The sequence below is a fragment of the Streptomyces sp. NPDC038707 genome (assembly GCF_040636485.1).
In the GTDB taxonomy this organism is placed as follows: Bacteria; Actinomycetota; Actinomycetes; order Streptomycetales; family Streptomycetaceae; genus Streptomyces.
The window spans coordinates 49,078-65,956 of sequence record NZ_JBEZUP010000041.1; the positions used below are offsets into that span (position 1 = coordinate 49,078).

General features: G+C 68.2%; 17 protein-coding genes. 15 read left to right on the forward strand and 2 right to left on the reverse strand.

Annotated features, from left to right (window positions below; translation table 11 throughout):
- Positions 1 to 86 precede the first annotated feature (86 nt).
- Positions 87 to 860, forward strand: coding sequence for a transposase (locus AB0E62_RS34915; RefSeq protein WP_362203330.1), 774 nt, complete (start codon positions 87 to 89; stop codon positions 858 to 860).
- A 169-nt stretch (positions 861 to 1,029) separates the two neighbouring features.
- Here the strand turns inward: AB0E62_RS34915 and AB0E62_RS34920 are convergent, their stop codons facing one another.
- Both AB0E62_RS34920 and AB0E62_RS34925 read right to left on the reverse strand, forming a co-directional pair.
- Positions 1,030 to 1,746: an HAD hydrolase-like protein gene (locus tag AB0E62_RS34920; RefSeq protein WP_362203337.1), complete on the reverse strand. Its 717-nt coding sequence runs from the start codon at positions 1,744 to 1,746 to the stop codon at positions 1,030 to 1,032.
- Positions 1,743 to 3,236 carry a helix-turn-helix transcriptional regulator gene (locus AB0E62_RS34925; RefSeq protein WP_362203340.1) on the reverse strand — a complete coding sequence of 498 codons (1,494 nt, stop codon included), beginning with the start codon at positions 3,234 to 3,236 and terminating at the stop codon, positions 1,743 to 1,745. Before AB0E62_RS34925 ends, AB0E62_RS34920 begins: the two co-directional genes overlap by 4 nt.
- A 493-nt stretch (positions 3,237 to 3,729) precedes the next feature.
- On the opposite strand from AB0E62_RS34925, the gene AB0E62_RS34930 reads away from it, so the two are divergent.
- From AB0E62_RS34930 to AB0E62_RS34995, 14 genes are all read left to right on the forward strand, one after another.
- Complete coding sequence (locus AB0E62_RS34930) at positions 3,730 to 5,622, forward strand: glycoside hydrolase family 15 protein (protein ID WP_362203343.1); 1,893 nt, start codon at positions 3,730 to 3,732, stop codon at positions 5,620 to 5,622.
- A gap of 142 nt (positions 5,623 to 5,764) precedes the next feature.
- Positions 5,765 to 7,129: an ATP-binding protein gene (locus AB0E62_RS34935; RefSeq protein WP_362203385.1), complete on the forward strand. Its 1,365-nt coding sequence runs from the start codon at positions 5,765 to 5,767 to the stop codon at positions 7,127 to 7,129.
- A gap of 50 nt (positions 7,130 to 7,179) precedes the next feature.
- A complete protein-coding gene (locus AB0E62_RS34940; protein WP_362203346.1) occupies positions 7,180 to 7,680 on the forward strand; it encodes a roadblock/LC7 domain-containing protein in 501 nt (166 codons plus the stop codon).
- Positions 7,677 to 8,108: a DUF742 domain-containing protein gene (locus AB0E62_RS34945; protein ID WP_362203349.1), complete on the forward strand. Its 432-nt coding sequence runs from the start codon at positions 7,677 to 7,679 to the stop codon at positions 8,106 to 8,108. Before AB0E62_RS34940 ends, AB0E62_RS34945 begins: the two co-directional genes overlap by 4 nt.
- A complete protein-coding gene (locus AB0E62_RS34950) occupies positions 8,080 to 8,739 on the forward strand; it encodes an ATP/GTP-binding protein (RefSeq protein WP_362203352.1) in 660 nt (219 codons plus the stop codon). The genes AB0E62_RS34945 and AB0E62_RS34950 overlap by 29 nt, the downstream gene beginning before the upstream one ends.
- Positions 8,736 to 9,341 carry a GAF domain-containing protein gene (locus AB0E62_RS34955; protein ID WP_362203355.1) on the forward strand — a complete coding sequence of 202 codons (606 nt, stop codon included), beginning with the start codon at positions 8,736 to 8,738 and terminating at the stop codon, positions 9,339 to 9,341. The genes AB0E62_RS34950 and AB0E62_RS34955 overlap by 4 nt, the downstream gene beginning before the upstream one ends.
- Before the next feature lie 68 nt (positions 9,342 to 9,409).
- Positions 9,410 to 10,663 (forward strand): acyl-CoA dehydrogenase family protein, encoded by a 1,254-nt coding sequence (locus AB0E62_RS34960; RefSeq protein WP_362203358.1) that lies wholly within the window; start codon positions 9,410 to 9,412, stop codon positions 10,661 to 10,663.
- Between the two features lie 204 nt (positions 10,664 to 10,867).
- Entirely contained in the window at positions 10,868 to 11,455 is a 588-nt protein-coding gene (locus AB0E62_RS34965; RefSeq protein ID WP_362203361.1) for a DUF6624 domain-containing protein, read from the forward strand.
- 234 nt (positions 11,456 to 11,689) lie between these two features.
- A complete protein-coding gene (locus AB0E62_RS34970) occupies positions 11,690 to 12,436 on the forward strand; it encodes a hypothetical protein (protein WP_362203364.1) in 747 nt (248 codons plus the stop codon).
- A complete protein-coding gene (locus tag AB0E62_RS34975) occupies positions 12,433 to 13,107 on the forward strand; it encodes a hypothetical protein (protein ID WP_362203367.1) in 675 nt (224 codons plus the stop codon). Before AB0E62_RS34970 ends, AB0E62_RS34975 begins: the two co-directional genes overlap by 4 nt.
- Positions 13,107 to 13,763: a GntR family transcriptional regulator gene (locus AB0E62_RS34980; RefSeq protein ID WP_362203370.1), complete on the forward strand. Its 657-nt coding sequence runs from the start codon at positions 13,107 to 13,109 to the stop codon at positions 13,761 to 13,763. Before AB0E62_RS34975 ends, AB0E62_RS34980 begins: the two co-directional genes overlap by 1 nt.
- 6 nt (positions 13,764 to 13,769) lie before the next feature.
- Positions 13,770 to 14,555, forward strand: a complete 786-nt coding sequence (locus tag AB0E62_RS34985; protein WP_362203373.1) for an SDR family oxidoreductase — start codon at positions 13,770 to 13,772, stop codon at positions 14,553 to 14,555.
- Positions 14,556 to 14,574: 19 nt separating this feature from the next.
- Positions 14,575 to 15,374 (forward strand): IS5 family transposase gene (locus tag AB0E62_RS34990; RefSeq protein WP_362203388.1). Its coding sequence is split into 2 segments (ribosomal slippage): positions 14,575 to 14,910 and positions 14,913 to 15,374, totalling 798 coding nucleotides; the frame shifts between segments, so codons are not numbered across the junction.
- A 65-nt stretch (positions 15,375 to 15,439) separates the two neighbouring features.
- Entirely contained in the window at positions 15,440 to 16,624 is a 1,185-nt protein-coding gene (locus AB0E62_RS34995; RefSeq protein ID WP_362203376.1) for an IS701 family transposase, read from the forward strand.
- The last annotated feature ends 255 nt before the right edge of the window (positions 16,625 to 16,879 follow it).

Consider the following 16,879-nt stretch of genomic DNA (forward strand, 5'->3'; position numbering starts at 1 on the left):
CGAAGCAGCCGACGATGTTGACCAACTAGCGTTTGCGGGCCTAGAGGTTGTCCCGTAACTGCCGGTCGTAGTGAGATGATCTTGCCGTGGCTGGTGTGATCACGGCGTCGGAGCCCTCGTGGATAGGTCCGTTCACCAGGCTGAGCCCGCGGCAGTTCAACAAGCTGATCACCGCGCTGCGACGCGAGGGTGCCGATCCGGTCCGCAAGGACCGGCCGTGGTCGCTGCCGTTGGAGGACCGGGTGCTGCTGATGGCCCCGTACTGGCGCACCAACCTCACCCTGCGCCAACTGGTCCCGCTGTTCGGCGTTTCGAAGTCGGCGGCCGACCGGATCGTCGACCACCTCGGACCGGCTCTCGCGCTCCGGCCCCGGCGGCGGTCCCGCAAGGACACCGTGCTCATCGCGGACGGCACTCTGGTCCCCACCGGCGACCGGGCCATGGCCGGCTCCGGCAAGAACTACCGCTACTCCATCAACCACCAGGTCGTCATCGACGCCGGCACCCGCCTGGTCGTCGCCGTCGGCAAACCGCTGCCCGGCAACCGCAACGACTGCCGGGCCTGGGAGGAGTCCGGCGCGAAGACCGCCGTCGGTACCACCCCTGCGGTGATCGCCGACGGTGGCTACCGGGGCACTGGCCTGACCATCCCGCACTACCGCCGCCACCAGGACGAGGAACTGCCGTCCTGGAAGCAGGAGCACAACGCCTCCCACCGCAAGGTCCGCGCCCGCGTCGAGCACACCTTCGCCCGCAGGAGGAGCTGGAAGATCCTGCGTGACTGCCGCCTCAGAGGCGAAGGCGTCCACCACGCCATGCTCGGCATCGCCCGCCCGCACAACCTCACCCTCACCGGATGACACGCAAACGAGCAGGTCAACCACCATGCTCCAGAGCATTTACGGGACACCGTCCAGGGCTGAACGGTTCCTCCTGTTCGTGGCGGTCAGAGCTGTGCACTAATTCAGCCGCCCGCGGCCCGGTCGCCGATCGCGCGGTCTCCGCAGTAATACTGGGCCATGTATCTACTTACGAGCCTTCGAGTTCTGCCAGTTCATGGATTAGCTCTTGGAGGTGATCCACGTCCATTAGGTCAGACATCACGCGATCAGCCCCCGCTTCGACCAGTTGATGAACAGAGGTAGTTCCAGAAGCGACGCCTATTACCTTGGCACCGCCCTCCCGCCCGGCGTGAACGTCCTGCAGCGAGTCACCGATGATTACGGTGTTCTTACAGTTGAAGAAGTGCCTGTACGCAGATTCGCTGCGCCGCTGGGAAATACCCACCAAAGCTGGCCGATGGGGGCTATCCGAAGCGAATCCGCCAACAGATACATCGAGGTACTTCAAGAGGGAAAAGGTGGCCAACTTAATTTCGGCGCTCGCCCTAAGGTTCCCGGTCAGAACTGAGGGCACGAGTCCCTCGCTCTCATGTACTGCCTTCAGAGCGGCCTCAGCCCCAGGCATAATTTGTCCGCTGAGACGCATCTCTTCTCGGTGTTGCTCCAGACAGCCAGGCAGGCGGTCAATGATCACCTGCGCGAGGTGGCCGACCTCGGCGTCAGGGACTCCGTTCGAGGATAGTAGTTCGCGGACAGCAAGCGGCATGGTCACCCCAGTCCCCCGTTCCGGCAAGCGTTCAGCATCGCGCCCGACAACTTCGCGGAACACTTGCCTGTAGACCAGGCGGTCGATGTTACCGACATACAGCAGGGTTCGGTCTATGTCCCAGAGCACCAGGATCATACTTTGGACCTCTGCTTCAGTACGGCCTCACCCTGCTCAAGGAGGGCTTTCACCGGCCTGGCGTTACGCATGTTCTGGGCCTCAAGCAGCATCGCCTGCAGATGTTCGTCGAGGCGGGCGGAACGGATGCCGTCAACGAGGGAGAGCACCTCCTGGCCCGTGGCGCAGCCCGCGTCCGCGTCTCCTGCGCGCATCTGTGCTGTCGCGGCCCGCGAGAGGAACTGCGCCCGCGTACGGACTTCATCCCGGCTCAGCCCTCCCCGTGCTGAGGCGAAGGCGACTGCCGCCTGTTCCGGACGGCCGAGTTCGAGGTGGCAGCTACCCCGTTGGCCGAAGATCTCCCCTCGGTTCACCCAGTACAACCAATGGGGGTCGTCCTCCCCCCTGCCGCGGGCGCACAATTCCTCGGCCTCATCTAGAGCGGCCAGCGCATGGCGTTCTTCGTGAAGCCGTGCATGACCTCTCGCCTGGCGTGTCAGGAGCATGGCATGCAGTGCCGGCGCGTCCTGGTCACTGATGCTTTGGCGAGCGGTCCTGGCGGCGGTGACCGCTTCTCTGGGGTCTCCGACCGAGTAGCCGTGGATGGCCAGGAAGGAGAGAACTCCAGCATGAAGCCTGGAGTCCCCGGATGCATGCGCCGCGCGAAGCGCTCCGAGGAAGAGTCGCTGGGCAGCAGCATGCTTTCCGCCATCGAAGGTGTACCACCCGGTCTGGATGGCAGTGTCGGCAGTCACGGCCGCGAGCCGGCGCCCCATTCGCTCGTCATAGCTGCCGGTCTTCAGTAGTCCCAGGAGGACCTTCAAGTGCCGCTTTGCGGTGTCGGCGAGAGTTCCGCTTCCGCTAGTCGCATCCAGTTGACGTAGTGCATCCGTGGTGGCCTGCATCGTGTCAAGCAGTACCGGAGTTACAGGCGTTCCATCGCGGGTGTCAGCAGCCAGTGCTTCAGCTGGGGCGACGGCCGACTGCAGGACGTACTGGCTGATCGCGACGCCACTAAAGGCGGCCAGCGCGCTTCGACGTTTCATGGGCCCTCCGACTGCCACTTCAAGTGACGCCACCATACGGTCCGCTGTCCATGGCATCGCCGGGTCAAGCGCGTCCGGAATACCCCTTTGATCGCGATTGGTGAACGGCGTCAAAAGCAGCGCGCGAAGATCTGCTGGCAGCCCCAGACCGTTCAGGAGATCGATGATCGCGTCTCGACCGCCGAGCTGCTTACGCCCGTTCTCAAGGTCTGAGATGTACGACTGCGTGAGCCCTGTCAGCGCCCTCACATCCATCTGCGATAGCCCCGAGCGCCGGCGCAGAAGGCGCACTAACTGACCGAAATCCCAGGCAGCGAGGGCCCGTTGCACCGCCTCGTCCCGCCAGGCTCTGTCCGGGACTCTGGGGGCGGAAGCGAGGCGTGAACAGGGTGCACAAACCAGGTCAGGGTTGTACTGGCTCAGTGGGCTTCCGCACTTCGTGCACGCGCGGACAGGCATCTTCATAGCAGCACCCGTCGTCCCAGGGTCGTGTGAACACTCATGTAACAGGTTATGCGCGAGCCGTTATCGCTACAGCGATAACGCCACAGCGATGCATACCGATCTCTCCCGCCCTCAGACTCTTGCCACGCCCCAGGCGGCGCTCCTCCAGGTGCCTCGTACGAGGCCAGGTTGGAGTTGACGACCTCATCCACAGGCAGTGGAGGCAGCGGAGCTGCTCATCCGGCGGCAGACGAGGAGATGTGCCGATGAAACGTGCACTACCTGAGACGGCAGTCGCCTCGCAGCTCCGCACGTACGCCCGACACGGGCAGAGCGACGCCGGGGGGTCAGGAACGTGTTGGCGGGAGTGGAAAGCCCTATGGGCTGAGCTTCAGGCTTTTACGCAAGACGCCCCAGGCTCCCAGTCGCCAAGTACAACACCGCCTACCGACCGCCCCCAACAAACTGCCCCACGGCTCCGTCGGGAAACAGGGACTTTGGAGAACCGGACACCATGAAACATTTCCCCCTTATCGAGCAGTACGGCCTGATCGGCGATATGCGGACGGCCGCGCACGTCTGCGACAACGGTTCGATCGACTGGTTGTGCTTGCCGCGCTTCGACTCGGACGCCTTCTTCGCGCGTCTGGTCGGGGAGGAGGAGCACGGTGCTTGGCGCTTAGCCCCTGTCTCTGCGGGGGAGGGTGAGCCCGGAACGGCTACGGAACGGCGTTACGTCGGTGACTCCGCTGTCCTCGAGTCGGTGTGGGAGACGCGGACCGGTACGGTGCGGGTCACCGACTTCATGCCGCCGGGCGGCGGTGGACCCCGGGTGGTCCGGATCGTTGAGGGCGTCGCCGGCCAAGTGCCGATGGTTTCCGCCATGCGACCGCGGCCGGGGTACGGCAGCGTCACTGCGTGGATCCACCGGGTGGGCGAGCGCGTGGTGGCCGAGGCCGGCGCCGCTGCTCTCTGGATCGATGCCGACGCCGAGCAGGCTGTCGGGGACGGTGCGATCGTCAGCGTCTTCACTGTCGGCGCCGGGCAGAGTGTGGCGTTCGTGCTGAGCTGGGCGTCCTCGCACGGCAGGTCGCCGGGGTACACCGATCCTCAGGGCGCGCTCGTGGCGACGCTCGGGTTCTGGGAGGAGTGGGCAGGGCGGTGCACGTACGACGGGCCCTACCGTGACGCCGTGGTCCGGTCCCTGATCACGCTCAAGCAGCTGATCTACGCGCCGAGTGGCGGGATGGTCGCGGCGCCGTCGTCGTCTCTGCCCGAGGCGATCGGCCTCACGATGAACTACGACTACCGGTATGGCTGGTTGCGGGACTCCGCCACCGTCGTGGCCGCGCTGCTGGAAGCGGGGTACCGGGAGGAGGCGGAGGCGTGGCGGCGGTGGCTGCTCAGGTCGGTGGCCGGCGATCCGGACAGACTCCAGATCCTGTATTCGATCACCGGTGAGCGCGAGGTGCCCGAGCGGGTGCTGGACTGGCTGCCCGGCTATGAGGGCTCTGCGCCTGTGCGGATCGGCAACGCGGCGGCGAAGCAGCTGCAGCTGGACGTCTACGGGGATGTGTTCGAGGCCCTGTACCTCGCGTATGAGAGGGGTGTCCCCCGCTGCGAGGACACGGCCGTCCTGCACCAGCAGCTCGTCCAGTATCTGATCAAGAACTGGCAGGAGCCGGACGAGGGCATCTGGGAGATCCGTGGCCAGCGTCGGCACTTCGTCCACTCCAAGGTGATGGCCTGGGCCGCGGTGGACCGCACGATTCGCCTGGCCGAGGCCGGCGCGCTCGACGTCGATCTGTTCGAGCTGGTCGAGGTCCGTGAGGCGATCCACCGCGAGGTGTGCGTGAAGGGTTTCGACCCGGTCCGCAACACCTTCACCCAGTCCTACGGCTCCCAGGAGCTGGACGCGGCCCTGCTGTTGATCCCCTTGATGGGGTTCCTGCCTCCCGATGACCCGCGCGTCATCGGCACCGTGGAGGCGGTCCAGCAGGAGCTGACCAGCCCCCAGGGGCTCGTCTACCGCTATGTGACCGCCGACGGTCGCACCGGGGTGAGCGGCTTCGCCGGCCACGAGGGCACCTTCCTGCTCTGCTCGTTCTGGCTCGTGGACACCCTCGCGGTGAGCGGTCGCCTTGATGAGGCCCATGCGCTATTCGAGCGCCTTCTGGCACTGCGGAACGGCCTCGGGCTGCTCGCCGAGGAGTACGACCGCGAGGCCGGGCGTCAGCTGGGGAACTTCCCTCAGGCGTTCAGCCACAAGGCTCTGGTCCGGTCCGCCGTCCTGCTTCACCGGCTCTCGGCGTCCACGGCGTCGAGCCTCCCGGTGCCGGTGATGCCTCATCCCGCCTCCAGCCCGGAACAGGACGCCAGGGCCCTGGCCGCCGCACCCCTCGTCTGACCGCTGTTGCTCTCCTTATTAACTCCTGAGGACCGTCATGCCGCACCGCGCGTCACCCAGCCCCTCGCCCAGGTCTCACGGCCGCCGACGACGGCCCGCGCAGCTCGACAACACCGTTCTGCGTCGGATCCGCCGCGCCGTGATGGTGCCGCTGCTGAACCTGATGGTGCTCGCGGTCGTCGGCCTCGTGGTCTGGCGGATGGGCATGTGGCCGGAGACCGGAGTGCTGGCCGGGGTGGCGGGCGGCCTGGTCGTCACCGCCGTACTCGCGGCCCGGGAGGCGCGTACCGCGGCAGGCTTCGCGCACAGCGTTGCGGAAGAGGCACGGACGGCGGACCAAGCGGCGGCGCTGAGTGCGCTGGCGGTCGCGGAGAAGACGCTGCTGTGGTCGACCGACCAGCTGTGCGGCGGCACCCGGCCGCCTGTCCCCGACGTAGCGGAGCCGCAGTCGGCGGGGCCGGCCGCACGGGTCGAAGCGGCGGTGCACGCGCTCAAGGCCCAGATCGTGGTGTCGCTGGCGCGTGTCCACGACGAGTCCGCAACGGATGTACTGCTCGACGTCCTGCACCGACTGGCCATGCGTGAACTCGTCTTGGTCGACAAAGCGTTGGCGCGCCTCACCGGGCTGGAGATGGCGACGGACGATCCGGAGTGGCTGGACCCCCTTTGGCGCATCGATCATCTAATGGCCCGGCTCCGCCGCCATGTGGAGAGCACAGCCGTGCTGGGCGGGGCCTCGCTGCGTACCAGCCGGCAACCGCTCAGCGTGATGACGGTGCTGCGCGGCGCCAGCTCCGAAGTGGTTCAGTTCGCGCGGGTCTCAACTGTCACAGGTGCGGCGGACATCGGCCTGGCAGGGCACGTGGGACCCGACGTGATGCACGTGCTGGCCGAGCTGATCGAGAACGCCTGCGAGAACTCCGACCCGGCTACCCGCGTGACCGTACGCGCGCAGCAGGTCCAGGCCGGCCTGGCGATCGAGGTGGAAGACCGCGGTGTGGGCATGCGCCCGGAGGTACGCGCCCAGATGAACGGCCTTCTCGCCACGCCGGACGACGTGGATGTCAGCGACCAGGTGCGCGCCGGGCGGATCGGGCTGCTGACGGCCGCGAAGATCGCGCAGCGGCACGAGGTCTTCGTCCAGTTGCAGGAGAACCCGATGGGCGGCACCACGGCACTCGTCGTCGTGCCCGCCAGAGTCCTGGTCACGATGGCGCCGGTGTCAAAGGCGAGCGCCCAGCGTACCGGGCCACACCCGGTGGTCTCGCCACCAGCACAGTCCAGGCCAGTGCAGCCCGCCGCCGGCCCGGCTCGGGAGGAGCAGTCTCAGCGAGACGGTGAGCCGCAGCTTCCCCGGCGTCCGCACACTCACGGGGCTCTGCGGGCCACGGCCCCGCAGCAGCCGGCCCCGATGCCGGCGGCGACGCCCGGCATGGCGGCCGACTTCCTGGCCGGCAGCCGCAAGGGCAGCACGGCTGCCAGCACCCCTGAGCCGTCCGAACCCTGACGCACACAACCGGTGCACCATCCCCCCTACCCCTTTTGGAGGTCTTCGTTATGAGCATCACCCCTGACGCGGGGAGCGCCAGTCGCCGCAGTGCAGCAGGCAGTGAGCTGGAGCGCATTGCCTGGCTGCTGCAGGAGTTCACCGAAGATCTGCCGGATGTGACGCACGCGGTGCTGCTGTCGCGCGAGGGCCTGCGGCTGCTGGACGGAGGCGTTAAGAAGGACTGGGCGGACGAGTTGGCTGCGGCGATCAGCGGGGTGGCGTCGATCGCGGCAAACGTGACCGGGCCAACGGGCCAGAAGATGCCGGCCAAGCAGGTGCTGATCGAACGGGACGACTGTCTTCTTCTCGCGCAGAACGCCGGCGGCAGCAAAGCGTTCGAGAACCAGCCCGGCGCCGTGCGCGGGGTGGTCGAGACCGTCCTGGTCGTCGTTACCGTCCCGCTCGCCGACGTCGGCCCCGTCGGGTTCGAGATGAGCCGCCTGATCAGGCGGTTCGCCGACTACATGGAGGTCCCGGTGCGGGCCGCCCTGGGCGATGTCGCCTCGTGACCGCGCACGAGACCAGCGACGAGCGGCCTGAAAGCGCCGACCAGGAGGCTGTGTTCGTCCGCACCTACACCCTGACGGGCGGGCGGACCACGGCTCGGCATCCGCTGCGCCTGGACACCGTGCTGCAGCCCGGCCCGGGCAGGCCAGGGCCCGGTCTGCCGCCGGAGTGCCAGGAGATCGTCGCGCTGTGCCGGGAGCACCAGCGGTCGGTGGCGGAGCTGGCGGGCCGGCTCGACCGCCCGGTCACCGCCGTGAAGATCCTCGTCTCCGACCTCCTGGACGCAGACGCTCTCGCCCTGTCCCTCTCTGCCGCCTACACCACCGACGAGAACGCGGAGGATGTGCCCAGCGATCAGCTGCTGCTCGCCGCCGTGGTCGGGCTTCGAAAGAGGTTCCCGGATGCTGTCTCCCACCTTCGGGCCGGCTGACTCCACGACGCCGTCCGGTCCACGGACGGCGCCCCAGCAGCTGACCACACTCAAGATCGTGATCGCCGGAGGTTTCGGGGTCGGCAAGACCACCGCAGTGGGAGCCGTCAGCGAGATCACGCCCCTGCGGACCGAGGAGTACCTGACCGAGTCCAGCGTCCTGGTGGACAGCCTGGACGGTGTCGAGGCCAAGACCACCACCACGGTGGCTTTCGACTTCGGCCGGCTCACCCTCCCCGACGCCCCCGTGCCCTTGGAGCTGTACCTCTTCGGCGCGCCCGGCCAGGACCGCTTCCTCGGGCTGTGGCACGACCTCGCCCGCGGGGCGATCGGCGCCATGGTCCTGGTTGACACACGCCGCCTGGAGACCAGCTTCACCGCCATCAGCTTCTTCGAGGACAACGGCTTGCCATTCGTCATCGCGAACAACGTGTTCGACGGCGCGCCCCGCTTCCACACCGAGCAGATCCGCGCCGCGCTGGACCTTGACCCGCACGTACCCGTGCTGACCTGCGACGCACGCAACCCGAGCCACGTGGCCGCGGCCTTGATCACCCTCGTCCAGCACACCCTTCACACCGCCCCCGACCACACCGGCCTCCGGCGGAACACCTTCCAGGACGCCCGATGACCTTCCCCTCCCTGCCGGCCCGCCAGCCGGACTCTCCTACCCTCCCGCTGTCCACCCGCGGTGCGCAGAGCACCACCGGCGAGCTGTCGCTCGTCTCGCAGGCCACCGAGGTGGCCCAGCGGTACCGGGTGATCGAACGCCTCGGCCTGCCCACCGAGGCCCACCCGGAGTTCGATGAGATCGCCCGTCAGCTGTCGGAGCGGACCGGTTTTCTGTACGGCATCGTCAACGTGTTCCTCGAACGGCGGCAGACCTTCATCGGACTGCACCAGCCACCTCCCGGCAGCGGGTACGTCATCCTGGGCCGCACCATGGACCTCGACCACGGCTACTGCCCGGAGGTCATGAACCGCCGCAAGGCCCTGCCCCTGCCCGATGTCCACGCCAGCCCGCGCTTCTCCAGCAACCACGTCGTCGACGCCATAGGGATCCGCAGCTACTTCGGCGTCCCGCTCATCTCCGACGACGGCATCTGCATCGGCACCGCCTGCGTCATAGACCCGCAAAAGCGGCCCCAGACCGACGCCCGCCGCACGCAGAACATCGTGAAGGAACTCGCCCGCGAGGTCATGGCGCTGCCCTCCGGCAGTTCCGGGCGCTGACCCGCCCCTCCTGTCGCCACCCCCGCTCCGCAAGCCCCAACCAGAAGACTGCAGCCAGGCAGAGGGAGATGAGCATGCCCACCACCCCGCCCCCACCAGCGCTCCAGCCCTACCTCACCGCCCGGCACGTATCGCTGTGGCGGGAGGCCGACACCGTCGCGGGCGAGGTCATCGCCCCGCGTGTGGCCCGCATGGAGGCAGCACCCCGCAACGTGGAACGTCAGGTCGCCAGGAGTCTTGCGCAGCGTGGCTGGTTCGCGGTGACGGTTCCCGAAACGTTCGGAGGTATGGGCGCCGGGCACGTCGCCAAAACGGTCCTGATCCACCGGATCGCCCTCGTCTCGGCCGCCGCGGCGGCCATCCTCCAGGCCACGCTCATCCCCGTCGGCGCGCTGCTGCACTGGGCCACCGATACCCAGAAGAAGGACTGGCTGCCGCAGGTCGCCAAGGGGACGCTGCTGCTGTCGATCGCCACCACCGAGCCGGTCGCCGGCGGCCACATCGGCGGCATCGAGACACGCGCCGACCGCTGCGGTGACGAGTGGGTGATCAGCGGCGGCAAGGCCCACGTGGGCAACGTGAATCTGGCCGGAGCGCATCTCGTCATCGCCCGCACCGCCGAACCGGGTGTGCCGCCCTCGAAGGCGTTGACCGCGTTCTTGGTCGAGTCCGACCGCAAAGGTGTCAGGGTCGGGGGCCACCAACCCAACCTGGGGCTGCACGGCTTCTCCGCCGGCCGTCTCGACCTCATCCGGGTCAAAGTCCCGGATGAGAACCGGATCGGTGAGGTCGGCGGGGGGCTCGCCGTCGCGATGAGCAGCAGCATCCTCTACGGCCGAGCCAACTTGGCCGCAGTCAGTCTGGGTCTGCACGAAAAGGTCGTGGAGACCACCGCCGCCTTCTTGAAGGGGCGCCCCCGGTACGGCGGCTCGCTGTCCGACCATCTGGTGGTGCGGCACCGCATCGGTGAGATGGAGTCCCGCCTGCGGGCCGCCCGCATTCTGGCCTACCACGCCGTCCACCTTCTCGACCTCGGCCTGTCCTGCGACGCGGAGCTGATCAACTCCAAACACCAAGGCCACGCCTTGGGAGTCCAGTCCGTCCAGGACGCCATGGAGCTGCACGGCGCGCACGGCCTCAGCGCCGACTACTTCCTCCAGCGGCTGTGGCGCGACGCCCAGTGCACCTATCCGCCCGCCGGCACCGGCGAAGTGCAACGCATCCGCCTGGCCGAGGCCGCCCTGGGCGATGATGCCATCCAGTGGTCCGAACGCTTCCCCCCGGAACCGGCCTGGACGCCTACCAGCCACGCCCTGGTGTAAGCCCCCGCTGCGACGCCGGCGCCCGCGACCCGCATCGCCGCGCACCGCCCCGTCCTCAGGCCCTGGCCCCCCGCATGAGCCACCAGCGGTGCCCCGTCCTTCGCTCCCCCGTCACTACCGACACTGACTGAAAGAGACACCGTGAACCACCGTACGGCGGACACTTCGCCCGCAGGCCCGCTTCAGGCCCTGCCACAGCCCCCCGTGAGCGAGCCGCCGCTGCGCCCCGACCTCGCCCGTGACCTGATCCACCGCGCCGAACAGGCCAGTACGCACTGGTCGCGGCGCATCCGCAATGAACTGGCCGCTATCCACCTCGGCCAGGCCCGTCACACCGATCACGTCAACGCCAACGTCCTGCGACGAATACTGGCCGAGCACGACTGGCCCGGCCATCGGCTCGTGGGCGCGGATGGCTGCCGCGCCGCCTGGCAACTCGCGCTGCACGCCGACGATGACCTCGCCCTGCAGCGCGCGGCTGCCCGCCTCTTGCACGGCGCCGTCCAAAACGATGACGCGCCGGTCCTGCAGTGGGCCCACCTTCACGACCGCGTCCTGGTCCGAACCGGCCAGCCCCAGGAGTACGGCACCCAGTACACGCTGTCCCCCCAGGGAGTGGAGCGGTACCCCGTGCGTGAACCGGTCGGCCTCGACAGCCGCCGGGCAGGAGTCGGACTCCCGGCCGCCTCCGACGCAGTCGCCACACTCCGTCAGCGCCTCGCCTCGTTGCCCAGCCAGCCCGGCGTCGCGAGCAACACGGGCCGCGGCGTCCAGCTGGCGAGCGCGGCCTGACCCCGTTCCGGCCGTGCGCCACGCCTGCCGTCCGTCGACCGCGGCATCGGCGGCGCCCAACGCACGTCGGAACTCAAGTCGTCCTCTCGGTCGCTGCTGCTCCTCAAAGCGCGGCCGAGAGGACCTCCAGCCACCGCGCCCCGGCCGGGGCCCGCCCTTCGCCGGCCCGGCCCCGGCAACGCGTCCCTGCTGGGCTTGTATCTCGTTCGCATCTCCCGACCAATGGTGTCCCACATGCCCGACTCGATCCCGCAGACCGACTCCACCCCGCCGCCGGACCCGCACCAGGCACTCGGTGATGCCGCCAGGCGTCTCCGAAACCTCCTGCAGGACATGCCCGGCGACCACCATCTGCTGCCCGACTCCGAACCGTGGGTCCAGGTGGTGTCCTTCGACGATGACGTGCTGACCGCACCCGGCACCGATGCCGCCGACCCCGATGCGGTCGCCGTCGTACAAGCCGCCCTGGCCAGGGCCGAGATCCAGGCATACGTCGAACAGTACGAGTGCGCCATCGGCCCGGCCGTGGTCATCACCTTGCGGACCGCCGAGGACGTGAACAAGCTGGTCCATACGGTCATAGCCACACTGCCGGAACCGCTGAGGAAGGCCCGGGAGCTGACCGCGGTCATGCGCGAGCACGGCTTCTACGACCCCGCAGCCGTCTACATCCGGCACAACCAGGTCAAGGGCATACAGCTCACTCTGGACGACGCACGGAAAGTACGGGCAGCGCTCGGCGAGGACGACGCCAAGCTCGTCGTGAAAAGCCCCTCCGACCTCTACGGTGCCGCCGACGAATTCGCCCAGTTCCTCAACGACAAGCTCGCCGGGAATCCGGTCGACGTCAGCGCGTACCCCGCCCGGGGCAACCTGTGCGACAACTGCACGGACCACCTCCTCGTCCTCGGCCCACTCTCCGTGGAGCAGACGGAGCAACTCACCAGCGGGCTCGCCAGGACACTGCTGGAGCTGCCGTGACCACCCCCGGCCCGCGCCCGCCCCGGCTGCTGCATGTCCCCGCGGTCGCCCTGTGGTCCGATCAAACGGTCCACGTCCCACCGCTGCGGCTCGGGCCAGAAGGCATCTACTCCACCGGCCCCGAAAGCCGCGACGCCGACGGGCTGTTGTGGCCCCAGGTATTCGGTCCCGAGACCGGTGAGCCGCTGTACGCGGTTATGGATCCGCTCAAGCAGCGCCGCGCCATGGAGGAGTTCCGCTGCCAGGTGGTGATGGGGCCGGCCACCCGCACTCCGCGCGGCGTGCTCTGGGTCCTGCCCCTTCCGCGAGGCACCGACGAGGACCCGCCTCGCGACTGGGACAAGGGGGTGCTGACCACCGAGCCGCCGGTGTGTCTCGCCCACGCCCGGGTGGCCGTGCGCAAGTGCCCGCGGCTCAAGGAGGGTTACGAGGCGTTCTTTGTCCAGGAGGCCGAACTGTACGCGATCAAGGGCACCTTGTACCCGCCGCCGCCGATCGGCGCCCGGCCCTTCCGGACAACGCGGCGTCTGGACAATCCCGAAACCCGCCTCATGGTCGCCAACCTCCTCGTACGTCGCCTGAAGAAGGCGACCCCCATCGACCTGTTCGACCCAGACCTCGCCCGCGGCACAGCCCCGTGCAACCGCCCGTCACGAGAGAAGACCAGCTGATGCCTACCCCGGGCGAGCCGATCCTCGTCGTCCTGCGCGAGGAGCTGCGGACCGGCGTCTGGCCGGCCGGAGCCGCGCTGAAGCCCTCTGAGCTGACCAAGCGCTTCGGCACCTCGCCGATGCTGACGCGTGCCGCCCTCAGCGTGCTGAGCACCGAAGGGCTCGTGCGGCTCGACAAATCCAGGCGCTACCTCGCTCTTGCTCCTGGCTCGCCACGGCCGCCGGACGAGACACCCGCCCCGACCGCCATCGACCACGTCGCGGACACCATGCGCGCTCGTCTGGCCGCACCCGAACCGGTCTATCCACCGGACAGCCGTCTGCCGCCGCTGCTCCGACTCGCCCCCGAGTTCGGTGTCTCGCAGACCGTGGTCCTCCATGCCGTCACCCGCCTCATGCTCCAAGGGCTGATCCGCACCCAGTACCCAGGAGAGACGCGGGGGCTGTATTCCGTGAACCCCGAGAGCACGGCACGCGATGCCCTCCTCATCGCCGACTTGCGGGCCGCGATGTACCGCGGAGGCTGGTGCCCGGCCGACTTCCACGAGGCCGTCGAACGAGCGCTGCCCGCCCTCGCCGATCCACTACGGCACGACCGGACAGACACAGCGCCGCCCCGCGGCACCCACTCCCCCCGCACCCAGGTGATCGGCTGACCACCCATGCGTGTACTGATCTTCGGCGCTTCCGGCCTCCTCGGCCGCGCTGTCATGCGCGCCTTCGCGGACAGCAACGTGACGGGCACAAGCTTCCGCCGGCAGCGCCCCGGTCTGATCACCGTCGACGCCACTTCCAGTACCGCGGTGTGGCGTGCCCTCGACCAGGCGCGGCCCGACGTCGTCGTGAACTGCGTCGGGGAGCGGCACCCGGAGGTCTGGGCTAACGCGCCTGCGCGGGCCCATGACCTGAACGTCGAGGCAGCGCGGCTCACCGCGGAGGCGGCCCGCCATCACGGCGCGCACCTGCTCCACATATCCAGTGACTACGTCTTCGACGGCATCGCTCCCCCGTACCGGCCCTCCTCCCGGTGCAGACCGCTGGGTTTCTACAGCCGCCTGAAACTCCTGGCCGAGGACATGGTGAGCACGGTCTACCCCGAAGCGGCCATCCTGCGGCTTCCGGTGCTGTACGGGCCGGTTGAGTACGCGGGCGAGTCGAGCATCAGCGAGATTGCCCACGAGGTCAGCTCGGGCAGGCCCGTGGAACTGGACGACGTCTGTATCCGCTATCCGACACACGTGGACGACGCGGCGCAGGTGTGCCGCCGGCTGGCCACCGCGCAGGTGCAGGGACGGCTGGTCGGCACCGTGCACCACTGGAGCGCAGCTCAGGGATTCACCAAGTACCAGATGGGCCTGCTGATCGCCCGGCGTTTCCACTTCCCCCCGGGACACATCAAAGCCGGAGTAGGGGATCTGGCTAAGAAGTCATCTCATTTGGTTCGGTAGGCTGTCGGTCGTGGTGTCGATCGTTGAGCGGCTGGTGCCGGATGAGTTGTGGGATCTGTTCCAGCGAGTGGTCCCGGAGGCTCCGTCGCGGCCCCAGGGTGGCGGTCGGCGCCGGCACGGTGACCGGGAGGTTCTGGCTGCGATCGTGTTCGTGGCCACGTCGGGCTGCACGTGGCAGCAGTTGCCGTCCGGGTCGTTCGGCCCGTCGGGGGCGACCGCTCACCGGCGCTTTGCCGAGTGGACGAAGGCCAGGGTGTGGGCCAAGCTCCATCGCCTGGTCCTTGACGAACTCGGCGCCCGCGGCGAGTTGGACTGGTCCCGCTGCGCGATCGACTCGGTGAACATGCGGGCCCTGAAAAGGGGGATCTGACAGGCCCGAATCCTGTAGACCGGGGCAAATACGGGTCGAAGATCCACCTGGTCACCGAGCGGACCGGTCTGCCCCTGTCCGTCGGAATCTCCGGGGCGAACCTCCACGACAGCCAGGCGCTGATCCCGTTGGTGAAGGGCATACCGCCGATCTGCTCCCGTCGGGGACGTCGGCGGCGCAGGCCGGCAAAGCTCCATGCCGACAAGGGATACGACTACGACTACCTGCGTCGATGGTTACGCGGGCGCGGCATCCGGCACCGCATCGCCCGCAAGGGCCTCGAGTCCTCGACCCGCCTGGGTCTGCACCGCTGGACCGTAGAGCGCACGATGTCCTGGCTCGCCGGATGCCGCCGACTGCACCGCCGCTACGAACGCAAAGCGGAGCACTTCCTGGCCTTCACCAGCATCGCCTGCACCCTCATCTGCTACCGCAGACTCACCAAATGAGATGACGTCTAATACTGCAACGGTGCTTGCCGTGACTGATGGCCAGCTCAGTCGTTGATGTGGTCATGGGTGGGGACCTTGCTGATGTCAGGTTGTGGGCCGGTGAACTGGAGGCGGTGCATGAGCGGTTCGTGCACCGGTTCAACCGGGAGGAGCCGCGTCAGTCTGCGCTTGCTTACATGCGGGGGCTGGTGGCTCCGCTGGAGCGGAAGAACGGCTGGACGCTGGCGGAGGAGGCCGGGCACGCAGGCCCTGATCGCATCCACCGACTGCTGAACCGCATCGAGTGGGACGCCGACGAGGTCCTGGACGACGTACGCGACTACGTCGTCGAACACCTCGCAGACCCAGAGGCCGTTCTGATCGTGGACGACACCGGGTTCCTGAAGAAGGGCGTGCGCTCGGCCGGGGTGCAAAGGCAATATTCCGGTACCGCCGGACGCACCGAGAACTGCCAGATCGGAGTCTTCCTCGCCTACGCCACGAGCCGTGGACGCACGCTGATCGACCGACGGCTCTACCTGCCCACCTCCTGGACGGAGGACCGGGAACGCTGCCGCCGGGCCGGAATCGGCGACGAGGTCGCCTTCGAGACGAAGGTGGCCATGGCCAAGACGATGGTTCGCCGGGCCATCGCCGACAAGGTCCCGTTCCGGTGGGTGACGGCGGACGCCGCCTACGGCTTCAGCAAGGGCTGGCGGTTCGAGCTGGAGCAGGCCGATGTCTTCCACGTCATGGCCACCACCCGGCACGACACCGTCGTCACCCGCTGGGCACTCGACCATCCCGTCCACGACCTGTTTACCGGCCTGCCGCGGCAGAAGTGGAAACGCCGCTCCTGCGGCGAAGGGGCACATGGCCGGCGGATCTACGACTGGGCCCGCGTCGAGGTCCGGCCCTGGCACCGCGAAGACCGCCGGCACTGGGTCCTCGCACGCCGCAGTATCAGCCGACCCGAGGAGATCTCCTACTACATCGCCTACTGCCCCGCCGACACCACACTGGACGAGCTGATCCGCATCGCGGGCAGCCGCTGGGCAGTTGAGGAATGCTTCCAGACCGCCAAGCAGGAATGCGGCCTGGACGACTACCAGGTCCGCCGCTACCCCGGCTGGCACCGCCACATGACCCTCGCCATGGCCGCCCACGCATGCCTCACCGTCCTGCGAGCCCGCCAGCTGGACACGGACAAAGCAGAAACGGATCCTCCCAGCTCATCCACCTCAGCCTCGCCGAGATCCGACGCCTGATCACCCGCCTCACCGACCGCCGTCCCACACCCGTCGAGCACATCCTGCACTGGTCGACATGGCGCCGACGACGCCAGCACCAGGCCCGCGTCAGTCACTACAAACAACGCGGACACAGTCCCTGAAACTGGCCAGCACTCAGCACAAACACCGTTGCAGTACTAAGGGCTGTCCCGCAAAGATCTTGGCTGCGGGTCCGGAGCGGTCTGAAGAGTGGGTGGGGTGCTCAGCTGGTGGTTCGTGAGGTGCTCAGGG

What these genes read in the sequence shown, in the direction of transcription:
- AB0E62_RS34950 (WP_362203352.1), top strand. Translation starts at nt 8,080, where the DNA reads ATGCTGTCTCCCACCTTCGGGCCGGCTGACTCCACGACGCCGTCCGGT.
- AB0E62_RS34985 (WP_362203373.1), top strand. Translation starts at nt 13,770, where the DNA reads ATGCGTGTACTGATCTTCGGCGCTTCCGGCCTCCTCGGCCGCGCTGTC.
- AB0E62_RS34940 (WP_362203346.1), top strand. Translation starts at nt 7,180, where the DNA reads ATGAGCATCACCCCTGACGCGGGGAGCGCCAGTCGCCGCAGTGCAGCA.
- AB0E62_RS34970 (WP_362203364.1), top strand. Translation starts at nt 11,690, where the DNA reads ATGCCCGACTCGATCCCGCAGACCGACTCCACCCCGCCGCCGGACCCG.
- AB0E62_RS34955 (WP_362203355.1), top strand. Translation starts at nt 8,736, where the DNA reads ATGACCTTCCCCTCCCTGCCGGCCCGCCAGCCGGACTCTCCTACCCTC.
- AB0E62_RS34930 (WP_362203343.1), top strand. Translation starts at nt 3,730, where the DNA reads ATGAAACATTTCCCCCTTATCGAGCAGTACGGCCTGATCGGCGATATG.
- AB0E62_RS34995 (WP_362203376.1), top strand. Translation starts at nt 15,440, where the DNA reads ATGGGTGGGGACCTTGCTGATGTCAGGTTGTGGGCCGGTGAACTGGAG.
- AB0E62_RS34960 (WP_362203358.1), top strand. Translation starts at nt 9,410, where the DNA reads ATGAGCATGCCCACCACCCCGCCCCCACCAGCGCTCCAGCCCTACCTC.
- AB0E62_RS34920 (WP_362203337.1), bottom strand. Translation starts at nt 1,746, where the DNA reads ATGATCCTGGTGCTCTGGGACATAGACCGAACCCTGCTGTATGTCGGT.
- AB0E62_RS34935 (WP_362203385.1), top strand. Translation starts at nt 5,765, where the DNA reads ATGGTGCCGCTGCTGAACCTGATGGTGCTCGCGGTCGTCGGCCTCGTG.
- AB0E62_RS34925 (WP_362203340.1), bottom strand. Translation starts at nt 3,236, where the DNA reads ATGAAGATGCCTGTCCGCGCGTGCACGAAGTGCGGAAGCCCACTGAGC.
- AB0E62_RS34980 (WP_362203370.1), top strand. Translation starts at nt 13,107, where the DNA reads ATGCCTACCCCGGGCGAGCCGATCCTCGTCGTCCTGCGCGAGGAGCTG.